The organism is Pseudomonas sp. 91RF, assembly GCF_003576265.1.
GTDB classification, from domain to species: domain Bacteria; phylum Pseudomonadota; class Gammaproteobacteria; order Pseudomonadales; family Pseudomonadaceae; genus Aquipseudomonas; species Aquipseudomonas kribbensis.
Map to the genome: position 1 here is coordinate 133,280 of NZ_QWFC01000029.1, position 18,188 is coordinate 151,467.

General features: G+C 59.9%; 17 protein-coding genes. 10 read left to right on the plus strand and 7 right to left on the minus strand.

The annotated features are described in order from the left end of the window. Positions 1 to 5 precede the first annotated feature (5 nt). Complete coding sequence (locus tag DXT77_RS15145; RefSeq protein ID WP_119428209.1) at positions 6 to 485, plus strand: nuclear transport factor 2 family protein; 480 nt, start codon at positions 6 to 8, stop codon at positions 483 to 485. Positions 486 to 524: 39 nt separating this feature from the next. Here DXT77_RS15145 and sfnG read toward each other — a convergent pair whose 3' ends face one another. Then, positions 525 to 1,619 carry a dimethylsulfone monooxygenase SfnG gene (gene sfnG, locus DXT77_RS15150; RefSeq protein ID WP_119428210.1) on the minus strand — a complete coding sequence of 365 codons (1,095 nt, stop codon included), beginning with the start codon at positions 1,617 to 1,619 and terminating at the stop codon, positions 525 to 527. Positions 1,620 to 1,874: 255 nt separating this feature from the next. On the opposite strand from sfnG, the gene DXT77_RS15155 reads away from it, so the two are divergent. Next, the gene (locus tag DXT77_RS15155) at positions 1,875 to 2,654 is read left to right on the plus strand and encodes a TSUP family transporter (protein WP_119428211.1); all 780 of its coding nucleotides are present in this window, start codon (positions 1,875 to 1,877) and stop codon (positions 2,652 to 2,654) included. Here the strand turns inward: DXT77_RS15155 and nudC are convergent. The 3 genes from nudC to DXT77_RS15170 all read right to left on the minus strand — a co-directional run bounded on the left by nudC (position 2,622) and on the right by DXT77_RS15170 (position 5,127). Beyond that, complete coding sequence (gene nudC / locus DXT77_RS15160; protein WP_119428212.1) at positions 2,622 to 3,452, minus strand: NAD(+) diphosphatase; 831 nt, start codon at positions 3,450 to 3,452, stop codon at positions 2,622 to 2,624. The two genes, DXT77_RS15155 and nudC, sit on opposite strands and share 33 nt — an antisense overlap. Positions 3,453 to 3,458: 6 nt before the next feature. Beyond that, on the minus strand, positions 3,459 to 4,271 hold the full coding sequence (locus DXT77_RS15165) for a crotonase/enoyl-CoA hydratase family protein (protein WP_119428213.1): 813 nt from the start codon (positions 4,269 to 4,271) through the stop codon (positions 3,459 to 3,461). A gap of 82 nt (positions 4,272 to 4,353) precedes the next feature. After that, entirely contained in the window at positions 4,354 to 5,127 is a 774-nt protein-coding gene (locus DXT77_RS15170; RefSeq protein ID WP_119428214.1) for a class I SAM-dependent methyltransferase, read from the minus strand. Between the two features lie 157 nt (positions 5,128 to 5,284). On the opposite strand from DXT77_RS15170, the gene DXT77_RS15175 reads away from it, so the two are divergent. The 4 genes from DXT77_RS15175 to pncA all read left to right on the plus strand — a co-directional run bounded on the left by DXT77_RS15175 (position 5,285) and on the right by pncA (position 7,799). Beyond that, the gene (locus DXT77_RS15175) at positions 5,285 to 5,818 is read left to right on the plus strand and encodes a tetratricopeptide repeat protein (RefSeq protein ID WP_119428215.1); all 534 of its coding nucleotides are present in this window, start codon (positions 5,285 to 5,287) and stop codon (positions 5,816 to 5,818) included. A gap of 62 nt (positions 5,819 to 5,880) precedes the next feature. Beyond that, positions 5,881 to 6,366 carry an RNA polymerase sigma factor gene (locus DXT77_RS15180; RefSeq protein ID WP_119428389.1) on the plus strand — a complete coding sequence of 162 codons (486 nt, stop codon included), beginning with the start codon at positions 5,881 to 5,883 and terminating at the stop codon, positions 6,364 to 6,366. Then, positions 6,363 to 7,121, plus strand: a complete 759-nt coding sequence (locus DXT77_RS15185; protein WP_119428216.1) for an anti-sigma factor — start codon at positions 6,363 to 6,365, stop codon at positions 7,119 to 7,121. Before DXT77_RS15180 ends, DXT77_RS15185 begins: the two co-directional genes overlap by 4 nt. A 51-nt stretch (positions 7,122 to 7,172) precedes the next feature. Further along, entirely contained in the window at positions 7,173 to 7,799 is a 627-nt protein-coding gene (pncA, locus tag DXT77_RS15190; protein ID WP_119428217.1) for a bifunctional nicotinamidase/pyrazinamidase, read from the plus strand. Positions 7,800 to 7,838: 39 nt separating this feature from the next. Here pncA and DXT77_RS15195 read toward each other — a convergent pair whose 3' ends face one another. Both DXT77_RS15195 and DXT77_RS15200 read right to left on the minus strand, forming a co-directional pair. After that, positions 7,839 to 9,140: an ATP-binding protein gene (locus tag DXT77_RS15195; protein ID WP_119428218.1), complete on the minus strand. Its 1,302-nt coding sequence runs from the start codon at positions 9,138 to 9,140 to the stop codon at positions 7,839 to 7,841. A 4-nt stretch (positions 9,141 to 9,144) separates the two neighbouring features. After that, positions 9,145 to 9,846 carry a response regulator transcription factor gene (locus DXT77_RS15200; RefSeq protein WP_007960391.1) on the minus strand — a complete coding sequence of 234 codons (702 nt, stop codon included), beginning with the start codon at positions 9,844 to 9,846 and terminating at the stop codon, positions 9,145 to 9,147. Positions 9,847 to 10,107: 261 nt separating this feature from the next. Here DXT77_RS15200 and DXT77_RS15205 point away from each other — a divergent pair, with 261 nt between their 5' ends. From DXT77_RS15205 to DXT77_RS15220, 4 genes are all read left to right on the plus strand, one after another. Next, positions 10,108 to 11,265, plus strand: coding sequence for an efflux RND transporter periplasmic adaptor subunit (locus DXT77_RS15205; RefSeq protein WP_119428219.1), 1,158 nt, complete (start codon positions 10,108 to 10,110; stop codon positions 11,263 to 11,265). 15 nt (positions 11,266 to 11,280) lie between these two features. Further along, positions 11,281 to 14,379 (plus strand): efflux RND transporter permease subunit, encoded by a 3,099-nt coding sequence (locus DXT77_RS15210; RefSeq protein WP_119428220.1) that lies wholly within the window; start codon positions 11,281 to 11,283, stop codon positions 14,377 to 14,379. 79 nt (positions 14,380 to 14,458) lie between these two features. Continuing rightward, positions 14,459 to 15,100: a DUF1345 domain-containing protein gene (locus DXT77_RS15215; RefSeq protein WP_114883288.1), complete on the plus strand. Its 642-nt coding sequence runs from the start codon at positions 14,459 to 14,461 to the stop codon at positions 15,098 to 15,100. A gap of 184 nt (positions 15,101 to 15,284) precedes the next feature. Continuing rightward, complete coding sequence (locus DXT77_RS15220) at positions 15,285 to 15,737, plus strand: hypothetical protein (RefSeq protein ID WP_119428221.1); 453 nt, start codon at positions 15,285 to 15,287, stop codon at positions 15,735 to 15,737. Between the two features lie 68 nt (positions 15,738 to 15,805). On the opposite strand, the gene DXT77_RS15225 is transcribed toward DXT77_RS15220, so the two are convergent. Then, positions 15,806 to 18,142, minus strand: a complete 2,337-nt coding sequence (locus DXT77_RS15225) for an autotransporter outer membrane beta-barrel domain-containing protein (protein ID WP_119428222.1) — start codon at positions 18,140 to 18,142, stop codon at positions 15,806 to 15,808. Between the last annotated feature and the right edge of the window lie 46 nt (positions 18,143 to 18,188).

Genomic DNA, 18,188 nt, shown 5'->3' on the forward strand with positions numbered 1-18,188 from the left:
CAAACATGTCTACTGCAGCCGAAGTACGTCCGCCATTGCCACCGTTCAACCGTGAATCGGCCATTGAAAAAGTTCGTCTGGCCGAGGATGGCTGGAACTCCCGCGACCCTCAGCGGGTTTCGCTGGCCTATACCCTGGACACCAAATGGCGCAACCGCGCCGAATTCGCCAACAACCGCGAAGAAGCAAAAGGCTTCCTGACCCGCAAATGGGCCAAGGAACTGGATTACCGCCTGATCAAGGAGCTCTGGGCGTATTCCGACACCCGCATCGCCGTGCGTTACGCCTACGAATGGCACGACGACTCGGGCAACTGGTTCCGTTCCTACGGCAACGAGAACTGGGAATTCGACGAGCACGGCCTGATGTTCCAGCGCTATGCCTGCATCAACGACATGCCGATCAAGGAAAGCGAACGCAAGTTCCACTGGCCGCTGGGCCGGCGCCCGGATGATCATCCGGGGCTGTCCGAACTCGGTCTGTAATTCAGCCGATCCCTCCTGCACAAAATGCAGGAGGGATTCTCAGGCAACTTCCGCAGTCGGGACCGATTGCGCTTTGGCTTCCAGCTCCCGCACCAACGGCAACACCCGCTGGCCGAAATACTCCACCTCTTCCTGAAAGTGCAGGAACCCCGCCAATACCAGATCCACACCCACCGCCTTCAACGCCACAATCCGCTCGGCAATCTGCTGTGGCGTGCCGATCAGATTGGTCTTGAAGCCATCGTTGTACTGCACCAGATCCTCAAAGGTCGATTTCGCCCAGTTGCCCTCACCTTCCGGCGACGCCCTTCCCGCCTGTTTCGCCGCATCACCAAAGGCATTCACCGCTTCCGGGTCAGCCTGATCGATGATCTGCGCCAGCACCGCTTTGGCTTCCTCTTCCGTATCTCGGGCAATGACAAACGCATTGACCCCGACTTTCACCGAATGATGATTCGCTGCCGCTTTGGCACGAATGTCGTCGACTTGCGCCTTGATGCCCTCGACGCTGTTGCCGTTGGTGAAATACCAGTCCGAGACCCGCGCCGCCATGTCCCGCGCCGCACGGGAGCTGCCGCCCTGAAAGATTTCCGGGTGGCCCAGCGGTTTCGGCTTGAGGCTGTAGTTGTCGAAGCGATAGAAATCGCCTCGGAAGGTGAAGTTGTCCTGACTCCAGATCCCTCGCAGCGAACGGATGAACTCTTCCGAGCGACGATAGCGCTCGTCGTGCTCCAGCCAATGTTCGCCGATGGCCTGGAATTCACCCTTGAACCAGCCGCTGACGATGTTCACCGCAATCCGGCCATTGGTGAGTTGATCGATGGTCGCCAACTGTTTGGCCGCCAGCGCCGGTTGCCACGGGCCGGGCAGAATGGCGGCGATGACTTTGAGTTTGCTGGTGGCGGCGAGCAGCGCGTGGCTGAAAGCAACCGACTCATGCTGAAACTCGGCGCCGTAGCCGGCGGTGAAACGGATCTGGGTGAGGGCGTATTCGAAACCCGCCGCTTCGGCCAGTTGCGCCAGTTTGCGGTTGTAATCGATGCCCCAATCGGTGCGTTGTTCGATCTTGCTGACCACCAGCCCACCGCTGACGTTCGGCACCCAGTAGGCAAATTTCACGGCTTGCTGACTCATAGGCGTGTCCTCGGGACAGTTGATGAAGGTGAGAGAACCAGAGCAGCAAGCGTGCCAGCCTCGACAGCCCGGTTTTATTGGGCTTGAGGTGATCGGGATGCATGGCGGGAGGGTGATTTGTTGTGTGCGTGTTGGCTGGGCAACAGTTGGGCAGCTGGTGGCCGGGTCTTATGGGTCGCCGCAACACCTGGAAATGAGTAACATGACTGCCCTCCCCGCAGCCCAGCTCTGCAACCTGCCGAATAAGCCGATTCCATGCCTTTCGAACTCAGCGTTGACCTCACTACCCTGGCCGTTCTGGCCCTCGTTGCTTTCATTGCCGGATTCATCGACGCCATCGCCGGCGGTGGCGGTCTGTTGACCACGCCGGCGCTGCTCACCGCCGGTCTGCCGCCGCATCTGGTGCTGGGCACCAACAAACTGAGTTCGACCTTCGGCTCGGCCACCGCCAGTTTCACCTTCTACCGGCGCAAGCTGTTTCACCCACGGCAGTGGATGCACGCGATCATCGGTACGCTGGTCGGCGCGTTGACCGGCGCCATCGTCGCCCACTATCTGCCGGCGGAATGGCTGAACAAAATGCTGCCGGTGATCGTATTTGCCTGCGGCCTGTACCTGTTGTTTGGCGGCACGCCGAAAGCGCCGCTGGACAGCGATGCACCGATCAAGAAAAAGTGGCAATCGAGCCAGGGTTTCAGCCTTGGTTTCTATGACGGCGTGGCCGGCCCGGGCACGGGCGCGTTCTGGACCGTCAGCAGCCTGCTGCTGTACCCGATCGATCTGGTCAAGGCCAGCGGCGTGGCGCGCAGCATGAACTTCGTCAGCAACATTGCGGCGCTGTCGGTGTTCGTGTTTTCCGGGCAGGTGGACTGGATCATCGGCCTGAGCATGGGCCTGTCGGTGATGGTCGGCGCGTTCTTCGGGGCGCGCACCGCGATCAGCGGCGGCGCCAAGTTCATTCGTCCGGTGTTCATCACCGTGGTCCTGGGGTTGACCGTGCGTCTAGCCTGGCAGCACTGGTTCAGCGTGGCCTAAGCGCCGCGCCACGTAGACGTCGATCAGGTAACGTGCAATCGATTTGGACGCCGGCAACGGTGGCAGATCATGCACGTTGAACCACTGGGCGTCTTCGATCTCGTCTTCCTGACAGACAATCTCGCCGCCGGCGTATTCGGCATGGAAACCCAACATCATCGAATGCGGGAACGGCCAGCACTGGCTGCCCATGTACTGAATGTTCTTCACTTCGATGCTGACTTCCTCTCGCACCTCGCGGATCAGGCAATCCTCGGCCGACTCCCCAGGCTCGGCAAACCCGGCCAGCGTGCTATAGACCCCGGTGACGAAACGCGGCGAGCGCGCCAGCAGCACTTCATCGCCCCGGGTCACCAGCACGATCATGCTCGGTGAAATGCGCGGATAACTGCGCAAATCGCACGGCTGGCAATACATCGCCCGCTCCCGTGGCACCTGGGTCATGGGCTGACCGCAGTTGCCGCAGAACCGGTGTTCACGGGCCCACGTCCCGATCTGCGCCGCGTAACCCAACACTTTGTAGATCGTGTGATCGCCGTCGAGCATGAACGCCCGCAAGCCTTTCCAGTTGCAACCCGGCACCTCGCTGGTGCTGCGCAGTTCCAGCAGATAGACCGGCTCGCCATCAAGGTGACCGATACCGTGCTCGGCGAGGATCGACAGGTCCTGGCGCTTGAGCCATTCACGAGGGAACAGCACGCCGTTGTCATCGAACAGAAAACCCTCGGGGCTGCGCGCGACGGCCCAGCCGCCCGGTTGATCGGTGTCCAGTACTGCGGTGGTCCAGCGAGATGTCATGGTTTCTCAATCCAGAAATTCGGGTTTCTGTTTGCTCATGTGGGCGGCCATGGCCACGCGCAAGTCGGTGGATTGCAACATGGCGGCGTTCCAGGTGGCAACGTACTCCAGACCATCGTCGATACGGTGGTCGCGCATGTAGCTGATCATTTCCTTGGTGCCGGTGACCGCGATCGGCGACTTGCCGGCGATGTCCCGGGCAATGTCCATCACGCCTTCGATCAGGCTGTCCTTGTCGCTGTAGACGCGGTTGACCAGCCCGATGCTGCGCGCCTCTTCGGCGCCAAAGGTGCGACCGGTGTAAGCCAGCTCACGCAGCATGCCGTCACCGATGATTCGTGGCAACCGTTGCAAAGTGCCAACGTCGGCTGCCATGCCGATATCGATTTCTTTAATGGAGAACTGCGCGTCTTCAGCGGCGTAACGCATGTCGCAGGCCGCGATCAGGTCGATGGCACCACCCAGGCAATAACCCTGAATCGCCGCGAGCACCGGCTTGCGGCAATTATCGACGGCATTGAACGAGGCTTGCAGGGTCAGGATCTTCTTGCGCAGCAGGCGCGCGTTGCGGCCGACGTCCTTGCCCAGCTCATTGGCCACGCCGGCCAGCATCATCAGGTCGATGCCCGAGGAAAAGTGTTTGCCGGCACCGCTGAGCACCACCACCCGCACTTCGTCGGTGTCGTCGACCCACTGGAAAACCTCGACGATTTCGCTCCAGAACGCGGCGTTCATCGAGTTGATCTTTTCCGGACGGTTGATCTGCACATGGGCGATGTTGTCGGCCAGTTCGACGCTGAAGGCGGTGTATTGAGTCATGGCAGAAATCCTTTACCGGTCTGAAAATGAGGCCTGAACTATATCAAGGCCTCAGAACGGCGGTTCGGCCAAATGCAGGACTCTAGCCGCCCTTCACTGCCACGAACGCGGCAGTCTCGTAGGGCACGGTCATCACATCCCTGCCCCGCAGCTCGGGATCGGACGCCACCAGCGCCCGCAGCTGCTCATCGATCCGCGCACGCTCTGCATCCGGCAGCGCCGCGATGAAACTGGTGGAGCGCACCCGGTTGAAAATCACATCTTCCGGCGAGCCGGTATGTCCATGATGAAAATGCTCGGCCTGCAGCGGCCCGAACGCCGGATGCGGGAACACCTTGCGCCAGGCACCGGTGTAATAGCGCGGTGTGTCGCCTTCCCGGGCGTTGACGATGGCATCGAGCTTGGGCACCCAGCCGACCCGGGTGTCGCGCAGGTTCCAGATCAGCCCGAGCTTGCCGCCGGGCTTGAGCACCCGGGCGATTTCGTCCAGCGCCTCGGTGCTGGCGAACCAGTGAAAGGCCTGGGCGCAGACCACCGCGTCAACCGAGGCATCGGGCAATGGCAAATCGGTCGCCATGGCGCTGACGGCCAACACGTCGGGCCAGTTGGCAGACAGTTTTGCCAGCATCTGCGCCACCGGCTCCACGGCAATCACCTGGGCACCGGTCGCCACCAATCGTCCGGTGAACTTGCCGGTACCCGCGCCGAGGTCGATAACAGTCTTGTGGCCATCCAGGTCCAGGGTTGTCGTCAGCCATTCAGTAACAGCCGGGGGATAGTCCGGCCGGCCTTTGACGTAGGTTTCCGCTGCGGTCTTGTAACCGGCGGCAGCGGAGTGGTGAACCTGATCTTTCATGGCGCAACTCCCGGGGTAGAACGGCGGATTGACGACAGACGACACGAGCATAGCCCGCGACTTTGAGCTTTCCTTGAATGGCACCTGACAAAGCAATGAATAAAACTTCACCTTGCGGTGTTCAACGTGAAACATGACCCACTATGGAGCCTTGCCCATGACTTTCCGTTCCGTTATGTTCGCCGCCCCGTTGCTGATGGCCGCGATGTTGTCCAGCCCTTTGGCCCTGGCCCACGGTGATGAAGACGAGCCGGTGCAAAAGCCCAACTGCCCGAAAGGTCAGGTGTACGACAGCAAAACGCAGAAATGCGTGACGCAGACCAGCAGCCTGGTGCCGGACGCCGACCGTACCGACTACGCCTATCGCCTGGCCAGGGACGGTCGCTATGAAGAAGCCCTGGCCTTGCTCGACACCCTGAAACAGCCGAACACCGCCAAGGCGCTCAACTATCGCGGTTATGCCACGCGCAAGCTGGGCCGAACCGACGAAGGCATCGGTTATTACCTGCAATCGGTCAAGCTTGATCCGCAGTACGCGCAAGTCCGCGAATACCTGGGCGAGGCTTATGTCATCAAGGGTCGGGTCGATCTGGCGCAGGAACAGTTGCAACATATCCAGAAGATTTGCGGCACGACCTGCGAGGAATACCGGGACCTGGCCGAAGCCATCAACGATTCATCGAAAACCTGACACGACACGCGGAGGCGAACATTTTCAGCGATCAGGCCTTCAGAGCCGAACTCGGACAACACCTGGCGCGCCTTTGGCGCTACGGTTTGCTGCTGTCGCGCAACCGGCACGTGGCCGAGGATCTGGTACAAGCCACCTGCGTACGGGCGCTTGAACGTTCGGGCCAGTACGTGGCCGGCACGCGCATGGACCGCTGGCTGCTGAGCATCCTGCATTCGATCTGGCTCAATGAAGTGCGCGCCCGCCGGGTGCGCCAGGGCCAGGGCGTGGTGGACGCGGACAACCAGCTCACCTTCGACGGCGAATATGCCGCGCAGACCCACGTGATGGCGACGCAGGTGATCCGCCGCGTCGACGCGCTGCCGGAGACCCAGCGCGAAACGGTGTATCTGGCCTATGTCGAGGGACTGTCCTACCGCGAAGTCGCCGAGATCCTGCAAGTGCCGATCGGCACGGTCATGAGTCGCCTCGCCACCGCCCGCCTGAAACTGGCCGAATACCCGCCGCTGCATGCGGTACCGAACACCCCCGCAGGAGACCGGCAATGAATACGCCTTCCGACGAGCAACTGGTGGCGTATCTGGACGATGAACTGGACCGCGAACAACGCAGCCAGCTCGACAGCCTCATCGCCGACGATCCGCTGCTCAACCTGCGCGTGCAGTGGCTGAGCCGCAGCAACCTGCCCTATCGCGACGCCTACGACGAGCTGGCACGACAGGCACCGCTCGATCGCCTGCAAGCCCGACTGGATGCCGCACCCTCTCCGCAACGCCCCGGCTTCAGTCGTCGCTGGTTCATCGGCGCGGCAGCAGCGGGCTTGGCGCTCGCAGGTGTCGCGGCGGATCGGTTGTTCCTCGGCTGGCAAGCGCGGCAATCGCATAGCTGGCGCGAGCTGGTGGGCGATTACATGGCGTTGTATGTACCGCAAACCCTTGAACATCTGGCCACCGACGAAGCCTCGCAACTGGCGCAATTGCGCACCGTCGACGCACGGCTGGGCCTGAACTTGTCGCCCGCGAAGCTGAAGCTGCCCGGTGCGCAGTTCAAACGTGCGCAACTGCTCGAATACGACGGTGTGCCGATTGCGCAGATGACCTGGCTCGACGCCGCCCACGGCCCGCTGGCACTGTGTGTTACCCGCTCCAACAGCGGCAGCCAGCCGCTGGCCCATGAACGCCGGCACGGGATGAACGTGGTGTACTGGACCGAACGCGAGCACGCCTGGATGCTGATCGGCCATAACCCGGCCACCGAGCTGGAAGGTCTCGCGAAAATGTTTAAAGAGCGGCTGAGCACATGAGCCCGCCTGTCACTATGCTTGGCCAGTGATTATCCAGGGAGGAACCCTTACATGACGATTTCACCGCGCACTGCATTGCTGGTCATCGATGTACAGAACGACTTCATTCCCGGCGGCCAACTGGCCGTGCCCGAGGGTGACCGGATCGTTCCGCTGATCAACCGTCTCGCCGAACAGTTCAGGCAAGTGGTCATTGCCCAGGACTGGCATCCGGCGGGCCACGCTTCGTTTGCCTCCAGCCATCCCGGCCACCAGCCTTACGACGTTATTCAACTGCCATACGGCGAACAGACGCTCTGGCCGGATCACTGCATTCAGGGCTCACACGGCGCCGAATTTCACTCGGGACTCAACCTGCCCCACGCTCAGCTGATCATCCGCAAAGGCTGCAATCCGGACATCGACAGCTATTCGGCGTTTCTGGAAGCGGACCGCATCACAACCACAGGTCTGGCGGGTTATCTGAAGGAGCGCGGCATCGACACGGTGTACATGGTCGGCCTGGCGCTGGATTTCTGCGTGATGTTTTCCGCACTGGATGCACGGGCAGCGGGGTTCAATACCCATGTGGTGCTGGATGCGTGCCGGGCAATCGACATGAACGGCTCGCTGGCATCGGCCATCGAGCGGATGCAGGTGGCCGGGGTCGGGCTGATTCAATCCACTGAATTGCTCTGATCACGGATCGCTCCCGCGCCATGCGCGGGAGCGATCAAATCAAACCGGGGTCGGCAGCCAAAGCCTGAACCGCGCTCCGCCCAACGGCGACCCCTCCACCGTCAATGTCCCGCCCTGTGCTTCCAGCGCCCGTCGGCTGATCGCCAGCCCCAGTCCAAACCCGCCAGTCGCACGGTCGCGGCTGCGATCCAGTCGATAGAACGGCTCGAAAATCCGCTCCCGCTCGTCTTCCGGAATGCCGATGCCATCGTCATCCACCCAGATCTCACAGCCCTTCGGGCAGACCTGCACACCGATCTGAATGCGTTTTTCGCAATAGCGCATGGCGTTGCGCAGCAGGTTCTGAATGGCGCGGGCAGTCAGGCGCGGGTCAAGGGAGAAGCGTTCCAGCTGATTGTGCAGCAGCACATCGATAACGATTTCCGGGGATTCCAGCTCTTCGTCGACGCTGCCCAGAATGCTGTCGATGAACTCGTCCAGCGACACTTCGACCTGTTCCGGCAAACGCGCCGGATTTTGCAGGCGGCTGTAGGACAGCAACTCCAGCACCAGCTCATCCAGTTCGCGAATGTGCGCGACCAGACCTTGCAGGCGTTCACGGCTGGTTTGCGGCAAATCATCGGACAGCGCCAGCGCCAGGCCGAAATCCAGTCGGGTCAGTGGCGTACGCAGTTCGTGAGACACCGCGTTGAGCAGATCACGCTGCTGGTTGAGCAGGTTTTCAATGTCGCCGGCCATGGTGTCGAAGACGTTGGCCAGACTGCCGATGTTCGAACTCGAGCCGATTTGCGTACGTTCGCTCAAATGGCCTTTGCCGAAGCGCTCGGCGGTTCCCTTCAGGCGTTCAAGATCACGCCAGTGCGGACGCAGCCAGAGCAGCAGGCACGCCAGCAAACTCGCACCGATCAGAACGTTGATGCTCCAGTACAGCAAGTTCACGTCCATCGGATCCGGTGGCACCACCATTTGTACGGCCACCTGGTCGTTCAGCGGCGTCACCGCCAGCGTGCGCCAGCCCCAGTCACCGATGCGTACCACGTTTTCGCCGCGACGCAGGCGCTCTTGTTCGATCGGGGTGAAGTCGGCGTTATCGATGCGGGCGAGGACGATGTGCAGCGGCTGGAAATCCTTGTCCATTGCCGCGGCAACCGCCGGCCATTGATCCTGCGGCACGGCGCGAAACTGCTTGGTGATCAGCGATTGCAGGCCACGGGAGTAATCGAGGTTGTAAGTCACGAACCGATCCCTGAACGCCATCACCACCAGATCCGGCACCAGATAGATCGCCGCGCTGTAGGAAACGATCGTCACCAGATAGAGGCGAAACAGGATTCTGAACATCGGCTCAGCATTCCCACTCGGAACGGCTGAACAAATACCCCTTGCCCCACACCGTCTTGATCTTGCGCGCCTCGCCGGCGTGATCGTCGAACTTGCGTCGCAGCTTGGAGATCGCCACATCCACCGAACGGTCGGTGCCGTTGAACTCGATTCCGCGCAGGCGTTGCAGGATCTGGTCGCGGCTCAGCACTTCACCGGCATGCCGGGCCAGCACCACCAGCAGGTTGTATTCGCCGCTGGACAGTTCCACCGGTTGTTCGCGCCAGGTCACCGTGCGCTCCGACAGATCGATGCACAGATTGCCCATCAGGATCCGGTCGTTGGCGGTCATCGGTTCGCCGAGGCTGCTGCGCCGCAGCAAGGTGCGCACCCGCGCCAGCAGGACACGTGGCTCGCAGGGTTTGGTGACGTAATCGTCGGCGCCCATTTCCAGACCCAGCACCTGATCGTGGCTGTCGTCGCGGGCAGTGAGCATCAGGATCGGCAGCGTCGCCGAATCGGCGCGCAACAGACGACAGACCTGCAAGCCATCTAGGCCCGGCAGCATCAGGTCGAGAATCACCAGGTCCGGCGGATTGAGCCGCGCCCGTTCGCGCACATGGTCGCCCCGGCCGATCACGCTGACGGAATAGCCGTTGCGCTCGAGATAGCTGGAGATCAGTTCGGCGAGGGCGGTGTCGTCTTCGACCAGGAGGATGTTGGGCATTGATGATCCAGAAAGTGCTGTGGCGACTCATCATCCGCTATCGCGAGCAGGCTCGCTCCCACAAGGACTGTATTCCAAATGTGGGAGCGAGCCTGCTCGCGATGCTTTATCTGTCGCAATAAATTTCAAGGCGTAAAGGATATACGCCCTCACTCGTCCCTGAGCAAAACCCTTACACAATTTCACACAGCGCCTACAAAGCTTCACCGCTACCCTCGGCGACTGTCCGTAGGATGCGCAGATCAATATTGGGGGTTGTACATGTCGAAGAATCTGCTGGCCGGGCTCGGCCTGATCGCATTGGCGCTGACGCTGAGTGCCTGTGGTAAATCCTCAAGCACCGAGGAACAGGCACCGCCGGCCACCGTGCGGGTCGAAACCCTTGAGACACGCCCCCTGTCGATCAGCAGCGAACTGAGCGGGCGCATTGCCGCGCCACGCATCGCCGAAGTCCGCGCCCGAGTCGCCGGCGTCGTGCTGCAACGCACCTACCGCGAAGGCAGCGACGTGAAAAAGGGCGACGTGCTGTTCCGCATCGATCCGGCGCCGTTCAAGGCCGACCTGGACAGCGCCGAAGCCGCCCTGCGCAAAGCCGAGGCCAATGCGTTCCAGGCAAAACTGCAGGAGCAGCGCTACGCCCAGTTGATCGACGACAAGGCCATCAGCGCTCAGGACTACGACAACGCCCGCGCCAATGCCCGGCAGACCGCCGCCGACGTCGCTGCCAACAAGGCTGCCGTCGAACGAGCGAAGCTGAACCTCGGTTACGCCACCGTCACCGCGCCGATCTCCGGCCGCGTCGGTCGTGCACTGGTAACCGAAGGTGCATTGGTCGGCCAGAATGAAACCACGCCCATGGCGCTGATCCAGCAACTGAACCCGATCCACGCCGACCTGACCCAGTCGACCCGCGAACTCAATGAGCTGCGCCGGGCGTTCCGTTCCGGGCAGTTGCAGCAGGTCGGTCAGGATCAGGTCAAGGCCACGCTGATTCAGGATGACGGCAGCCTGTATCCGCTGCCGGGCAAGTTGCTGTTCAGCGACATCACAGTCGATCCGGGCACCGGGCAAATCGTTCTGCGCAGCGAATTCCCCAACCCGGACCTTGATCTACTGCCCGGCAGCTACGTTCGCGTGCGTCTGGAACAAGGCGTGATCCAGCATGGCCTGACTGTGCCGCAACGTGCGGTGCAACGCGACAGCGCCGGTGTCGCGCAAGTGCTGACCGTTGACGATCAGATGCGTGTCGCCCTGCAACCGGTTCAGCTCGGCGCGGTGCAGAACGACCGCTGGATCGTCACCGGTGGCCTGAAGGCCGGCGACCGCGTGGTCATCGAAGGCCTGCAGCACGCCCGCCCCGGCGAAACCGTGCAGATCGACGACACCCCTCTTCCACTTGCCCAGACCTCTGGTCAGTAAGCAGGACGCTCTTCTATGCCGCAGTTCTTTATCGACCGCCCGGTGTTCGCCTGGGTCGTCGCGTTGTTCATCCTGTTGGCCGGTGCGCTGGCCATCCCGCAATTGCCGGTGGCGCAATACCCCGACGTCGCGCCGCCGCAGATCGAAATCTATGCCGTATACCCGGGCGCCTCGGCGCAGACCGTCGACGAAAGCGTGGTCAGCCTGATTGAGGAAGAACTCAACGGCGCCGATCACCTGCTGTATTTCGAATCCCAGAGCAGCCTCGGCAGCGCCACGATCAAGGCGACGTTTCAGCCGGGCACCAACCCGGAACTGGCGCAGGTCGATGTGCAGAACCGCCTGAAAGTGGTCGAATCGCGCCTGCCGCAAGCGGTCAATCAGCAAGGCTTGCAGGTGGAGAAAGTCTCCGCCGGTTTCCTGCTGCTGATCACCCTGACTTCCAGCGACGGCAAACTCGACGACGTGGCGCTCAGCGATTACCTGGCGCGCAACGTCATGAACGAAGTCAAGCGCATCGACGGCGTCGGCAAGGCCCAGTTGTATGGCGCCGAGCGGGCGATGCGGATCTGGGTCGACCCGCAGAAGCTGATCGGTTTCAACCTGACGCCGGCGGACGTCAACGCCGCCATCGTCGCGCAGAACGCTCAGGTCTCTGCGGGCAGCATCGGCGATCTGCCGAACCCGGGCACTCAGGAAATCACCGCGACGATTCTGGTCAAGGGTCAGCTGTCGACGCCGGAAGAGTTCGCCGACATCGTGCTTAAGGCCAATCCGGACGGTTCCACCGTGCGCATCAAGGATGTGGCGCGGGTCGAGATCGGCAGCCAGGAGTATCAGTTCGGCACCCGCCTGAACGGCAAACCGTCCACCGCCGTCGGCGTGCAACTGTCGCCGGGCGCCAACGCCCTCAGCACCGCAACGCTGATCCGGGCGAAGATGGATGAACTGTCGCGTTACTTCCCGACCGGCGTGGAATACAAGATCCCCTACGACACTTCGCCATTCGTGAAGGTCTCGATCACCAAAGTGGTCTACACCCTCGGCGAGGCGATGCTGCTGGTGTTTGCGGTGATGTTCCTGTTCCTGCAGAACATCCGCTACACGCTGATCCCGACGCTGGTGGTGCCGGTTGCGCTGATGGGCACCTTCGCGACCATGCTCGCGCTGGGCTTCTCGATCAACGTGCTGACCATGTTCGGCATGGTATTGGCCATCGGCATTCTGGTGGACGACGCCATCGTGGTGGTGGAGAACGTCGAGCGGATCATGGCCACCGAAGGCCTGTCGCCCAAAGAGGCGACACGCAAGGCGATGCGGCAGATTACCGGCGCAATCATCGGCATCACGCTGGTGCTGGTGGCGGTGTTCATTCCGATGGCGTTCATGCAGGGTTCGGTGGGCGTCATCTACCGGCAGTTCTCACTGTCGATGGCCACTTCGATTCTGTTCTCGGCCTTCCTTGCCCTGACTTTGACCCCGGCACTGTGCGCAACGCTGCTCAAGCCGATCGCCAAGGGCGAGCATCACGAGAAGACCGGGTTCTTCGGCTGGTTCAACCGCCGCTTCGAGCAACTGACCGATCGCTATCAAGACTGGGTCGGCTACGCGCTGAAACGCACCGGGCGTTATCTGCTGATTTACGTTGTGTTGCTGGTTGGCCTGGGCCTGTGCTTTGCGCGCCTGCCCTCCTCGTTCCTGCCAGTCGAGGATCAGGGTTACACCATCACCGACATTCAGCTGCCGCCGGGGGCGACCAAAAACCGTACCGTGCAGGTCGCCGAGCAGCTTGAGGCGCACAACAGTGGCGAACCGGGCGTCAGTGACAGTGTGGTGATTCTTGGTTTCAGCTTCTCCGGCAGCGGGCAGAACGCCGCACTGGCGTTCACCACACTCAAGGACTGGTCGCATCGCGGCAGCGACGACTCGGCCAGCTCGATTGCCGAACGCGCCAACATCGCCCTGAGCCAGATCAAGGATGCGATGGCATTTTCGGTACTGCCGCCGCCGGTTGACGGTCTCGGCACCTCCAGCGGTTTCGAATTCCGCTTGCAGGATCGGGGCGGCCTCGGCCATGCAACCCTGATGGAGGCGCGCACCCAACTGCTGGAAGCCGCCGAGAAAAGCCCGATCCTGATGAACGTGCGTGAAAGCGCCTTGGCCGAAGCGCCGCAAGTGCAGCTGGAAGTGGACCGCAAGCAGGCAAACGCCTTGGGCATTTCCTTCGCCGACGTCGGCAACGTGCTGTCCACTGCCATCGGTTCTTCGTACGTCAACGACTTTCCCAATCAGGGGCGCATGCAACGGGTGGTGGTGCAGGCCGAAGGCGACCGTCGCAGTCAGGTCGACGACCTGCTGAAGATGCACGTGCGTAACGACGCCGGGAAAATGGTGCCGCTGTCGGCGTTCGTCCGAGCCACATGGACTCAGGGCCCGGCGCAGCTGACCCGCTACAACGGCTACCCGGCGATCTCGATTTCCGGCGAACCGAAACCCGGCCACAGCACCGGCGAAGCCATGGCGGAAATCGAACGGCTGGTAGCGCAAGGGCCGAAAGGCATGGGTCAGGAATGGACCGGTCTGTCGCTGCAGGAACGTTTGTCCGGCAGTCAGGCGCCGCTCCTGCTCGGATTGTCGTTGCTGATCGTGTTCCTGTGTCTGGCGGCGTTGTACGAGAGCTGGTCGATTCCGACTTCCGTGCTGCTGGTGGTGCCGCTCGGTGTGCTTGGCGCAGTGCTGGCGGTGACCTTGCGCGGGATGCCCAACGATGTGTTCTTTAAGGTCGGCCTGATCACCATCATCGGTCTGTCGGCGAAGAACGCGATCCTGATCATCGAGTTTGCCAAGAGTCTGTATGACGAAGGTCACGATCTGATTGACGCCACGCTGCAAGCGGCGCGTCTGCGGTTGCGGCCGATTGTCATGACTTCGCTGGCGTTCATTCTCGGCGTGGTGCCGTTGGCGATTGCCACGGGCGCGAGTTCGGCGAGTCAGCAGGCGATTGGTACCGGAGTAATTGGCGGGATGATTACCGCGACGTTGGCGGTGATTTTTGTACCGGTGTTCTTCGTTGTCGTGATCAAACTTGTGCGCCGGTTCACCAAGCCTGATTGATCGAGCGCTCCCGGCGCGGTGGCCACAGGTCGCCGCGCTGGGCTAAGGTGTCTGAACCACCCTGGCCCATCGAGTCCTCATGCGCTTCCTCGCCCGCACCCACCCTCGCCTCTCCGCTGCCGCCTTGCTCGGCCTTGCCGCAGGCCTCCTGGCCCCGGCGGAATCTGTCATCAGCAAAATCCTCATCGGCTGGAACGCCGGGGTCTGGACTTACCTGATCCTGATGCTTTGGCTGACCATCCGCGCCAAAGCGCCGGACGTCAAACGCATTGCCGAAGTCGAGGATGAAAATGCCGGGCTGGTGCTGTTTGTCGTCTGCATCGCTGCTTTGGCGAGCCTGGCGACCATTACCGTCGAACTGGCTGGCAGCAAGGACCTGGAAACCACCCGCAAACTCCTGCATTACGGTTTTACCGCGCTGACCGTCATCGGTTCGTGGCTACTGATCGGGGTGATTTTCTGCGTTCACTACGCCCGGCTGTTTTACACCTGGGACGGCAAGGAGCCGGCGCTGCGCTTTGCCGAAGGCCTGACCACGCCCAACTATTGGGACTTTCTGTACTTCTCGTTCACCATCGGTGTGGCTGTGCAGACGGCGGATGTTGGTGTGGCCACGCGGGAGATACGCAAGATCGTGCTGGCGCAGTCGTTGATCGGGTTTGTGTTCAATACTGCCATCCTCGGTTTCTCGATCAATATTGCAGCGGGTTTGTTTGGGTAACGCCTGGGACGTTTCTCGCGGGCATATTCATCACCAAGACAAATCACAAAAAACATATTTTGCATAGCTGTCATACCTGACAGTTTACAGTGCGTCCATATTGGCTCTATATAAGGACTCCATATTGGCGATATTCAGAATATCGCCATGGGTCCGCCTTGCAATAATAACGGAGTATTAAGTCATGAATAACGCCGCATTGAAAACCGATTGTACTCTTTCCGAACAAAATGAATATTTTTCCGCCAACCTGGAGGACGGCTCAACGTTTGGTGCCCTGCACACCGAATTAAGAAGCGACACAACACCCGAAAGAGGTGATATTTGGGTTGTCATTGCATCAGACCCCAAAAACGGTACAACAAAAACTTTTACCATTACATTTCCGAAAGATTCTAAAGAAGGCATTGTGAAAATCACAGAAGGAGATAGCGACGCCTCAGTGTTTTACAACGACTACAAAGACATCCAGAATCCCACATTTCAACTCGCAAGATCCGGTGCCATTCAATACAAACTGAACACCGAGAACATGACATTCATTGGGTCATTCAATGCAGAGATTGATAAAGCTGATGGCAGCGAAACCTATCTCTGCAGGGCGCATTTCGATACGATCCTGAGCCTGCAAGACTGACAAAAAGAAAAGCCTTGGCAAGACCAAGGCATTTCTTTGTCACACATAAAATTGGCAACCGCAACGCTTTACCACTTGAACTGTATACCCACAGTTCCACCCAAAGGCATTTCGATGTTTTTGCCGTTCATGTATTCAAGTTCGGCATGAGCCTGCCATCGCTCTGACAAGTTAACGGCAATACCAGCTCCGAGCTCGGCTCGCGATCCGGAAAGGTCATTATTGAACACGTTATTATTGACTTTGATTTCGTTATTTTTAGAGAACTCGTGTGTCAGTGCCGCACGCATGTACGGCTGAAGTTCAGTACCGTTGCTCAATTGCATATCCCGCCCTGCCGTTACACCGACTTTACCGAGCAAGGAACGAGTGCGATCGCCTTCGGCCTGAAGACCACTATCCAACTTGTAGTCTTTGCCTTTTATCGTCACAGCCGATACTTGTGTGAACGGTTCGACGAAATAGCCATTCTCCAGTTTCAGGTGACGACCGAACTCCATGGACCCACCGACTCCGATGTTGTTGTAATCACCTTTCGACTGTGTGCCATCACTCATTCCCACTTTCGCGTCATTCCGGAAACGGTTGAGTTTGAGTACCCCATCGACGTAATAGCCACTGACTTCGTCCATCCAGGTCAGGTATGTACCAACGTAGTCACTTTTGATCGTGCCAGAAGTTCCGCGACTCAGATCCAGATCCGAAGTACTGTGCCCCCCCATTACCCCAAGCAGCCATTGCCCATCCCCCAATTGCAACGGTACATCAGCCCCCAGCGAGAACCCTTGCTGAGTCTGGCGATAGCCATCACCGAAAGCATCCGACACGTTGTACTTGTTGCCGTAGGCCCTGATCCAGGCACCTGATTTATCCGGATTGAAGCGTAATTCACCCATCCGGCTACGCAGGGAAGTCAGTTCGCCGTACCACACAGTCGGCGCTGTGTTGAACAGAGCAGTGACCACCCGCGTGGAAGGACTCGCAGTGCGGGTTGTTGGGTCGAGAAACCAGTCTCGACCAGTCCCGTCGGATTTCAACCCGTAGGAAAACGCCCCGAGATCAACTGCACCACCGGCATTAGCCAGTCGGAATGTGGCATCTCCTGCTGCGGTATGAACCACTTGAACGGGCTGACCGCTTGGCAGCTCGTTACCACTGCTGGCAATCAAAAGCTCATGGGCTCCCGTTGCAGTGCCGGCCACATTGAGAAAGTCAGTCTGCCCCGTCGTGAAATCAGTGCGCATCAGAAACAGTCCGTTGCCGGACAAGTTGGTGACGTTCAATTGATAGAACGTGTTGTCAACGCCAAATTTCACTTGACCACCGTTAACCACCAGGTCACCTACCTGGCTTTTTCCCGTCATGGTCCAACTCGAAGTCGCATCGATGGTGGCCGTAGCGACATTGCTCATGACACCGGTCAAATGCGAACTTCGTTGCAATGACACCGTCGCCGTGCTGCCCGTATCGGCCGTCACATTGCCGACCAGCGAGGCTTGATCGAAATTCACCCCAGCGACACTGTTTCCGGAGGCCTGAACATTACCGGCCAGATCACTGTTTGCCACATTCAGTACAGCATTGGCACCTCCCTTGACCTCCAGAATGGTGCCGTTGCTTCCGGTCAGCGTCGAACCATTAAGTACATTGATCGTGGAGGCCGCAGCTGAAGTGCCTGCGTAATCCACCACAATGGCGGAGCCGTTTTTACCTTCGATGCTTGAGCGATCCAGACTGAGTTGGCTCGCGGGCAAACCAGCACCTTCCAGCCCCAGGGTCGCGCCATTTTGTCCGCCGGTGATACGCGTACCGTTAGTCGCATTGGCGGTACCACTGATCAAGGAGAGACCAGCACTGCCGGCACCTGTTCCGTCAATTTTCGCATTGGACAGCCCCAGATTACTGAACGCCGTGACCCGAGCCCCACCCGTCACACCGGTAATGTTGCTATCGGTGACCGTTACATTGGAGCCGGTATTGGTAGTGACCTCATGCCCTACCTGCAGGCCAAGGCGATTGCCGGAAATGTTGCTGTTGCCACTGATGGTCGCGTTACTGTTGATGACCTCAAGTGCCGTTCTCGCGTTACCGCCGCTTACCGTTGTATTAACGAGATTTACACTGGAACCGTTAGTGGCGGAGATCTGCTGAGTCGTGGCGCCGGTGGCATTCAATGTAGATTCTGTCGCCGTGATATCAAGTGTCTGTGCGCCATTTACATTCAATGTCGCCGCCTGAGAAAGCACCCACTGCTCAACGTTTGAGCCACTGCCGATGGTCTGACTACCACCGACCAACTGGCCGGCGCAAACAGATTGAGCTATGAGGAACGAAATGCAAAAAGTGGAGCTGCTGCCCAACACTCTGTTGACGTGTATCGGATTAAAAATTCTAACTGCACGCATCGTAAAGTTCCTGCTCTTGCCCCTCGGAAGCAGAGGCGAATTATCC

Excerpts from the sequence above, each read along its gene's own strand:
- DXT77_RS15145 (WP_119428209.1), top strand. The coding sequence starts at position 6 with ATGTCTACTGCAGCCGAAGTACGTCCGCCATTGCCACCGTTCAACCGT.
- sfnG (WP_119428210.1), bottom strand. The coding sequence starts at position 1,619 with ATGAGTCAGCAAGCCGTGAAATTTGCCTACTGGGTGCCGAACGTCAGC.
- DXT77_RS15155 (WP_119428211.1), top strand. The coding sequence starts at position 1,875 with ATGCCTTTCGAACTCAGCGTTGACCTCACTACCCTGGCCGTTCTGGCC.
- nudC (WP_119428212.1), bottom strand. The coding sequence starts at position 3,452 with ATGACATCTCGCTGGACCACCGCAGTACTGGACACCGATCAACCGGGC.
- DXT77_RS15165 (WP_119428213.1), bottom strand. The coding sequence starts at position 4,271 with ATGACTCAATACACCGCCTTCAGCGTCGAACTGGCCGACAACATCGCC.
- DXT77_RS15170 (WP_119428214.1), bottom strand. The coding sequence starts at position 5,127 with ATGAAAGATCAGGTTCACCACTCCGCTGCCGCCGGTTACAAGACCGCA.
- DXT77_RS15175 (WP_119428215.1), top strand. The coding sequence starts at position 5,285 with ATGACTTTCCGTTCCGTTATGTTCGCCGCCCCGTTGCTGATGGCCGCG.
- DXT77_RS15185 (WP_119428216.1), top strand. The coding sequence starts at position 6,363 with ATGAATACGCCTTCCGACGAGCAACTGGTGGCGTATCTGGACGATGAA.
- pncA (WP_119428217.1), top strand. The coding sequence starts at position 7,173 with ATGACGATTTCACCGCGCACTGCATTGCTGGTCATCGATGTACAGAAC.
- DXT77_RS15195 (WP_119428218.1), bottom strand. The coding sequence starts at position 9,140 with ATGTTCAGAATCCTGTTTCGCCTCTATCTGGTGACGATCGTTTCCTAC.
- DXT77_RS15200 (WP_007960391.1), bottom strand. The coding sequence starts at position 9,846 with ATGCCCAACATCCTCCTGGTCGAAGACGACACCGCCCTCGCCGAACTG.
- DXT77_RS15205 (WP_119428219.1), top strand. The coding sequence starts at position 10,108 with ATGTCGAAGAATCTGCTGGCCGGGCTCGGCCTGATCGCATTGGCGCTG.
- DXT77_RS15210 (WP_119428220.1), top strand. The coding sequence starts at position 11,281 with ATGCCGCAGTTCTTTATCGACCGCCCGGTGTTCGCCTGGGTCGTCGCG.
- DXT77_RS15215 (WP_114883288.1), top strand. The coding sequence starts at position 14,459 with ATGCGCTTCCTCGCCCGCACCCACCCTCGCCTCTCCGCTGCCGCCTTG.
- DXT77_RS15220 (WP_119428221.1), top strand. The coding sequence starts at position 15,285 with ATGAATAACGCCGCATTGAAAACCGATTGTACTCTTTCCGAACAAAAT.
- DXT77_RS15225 (WP_119428222.1), bottom strand. The coding sequence starts at position 18,142 with ATGCGTGCAGTTAGAATTTTTAATCCGATACACGTCAACAGAGTGTTG.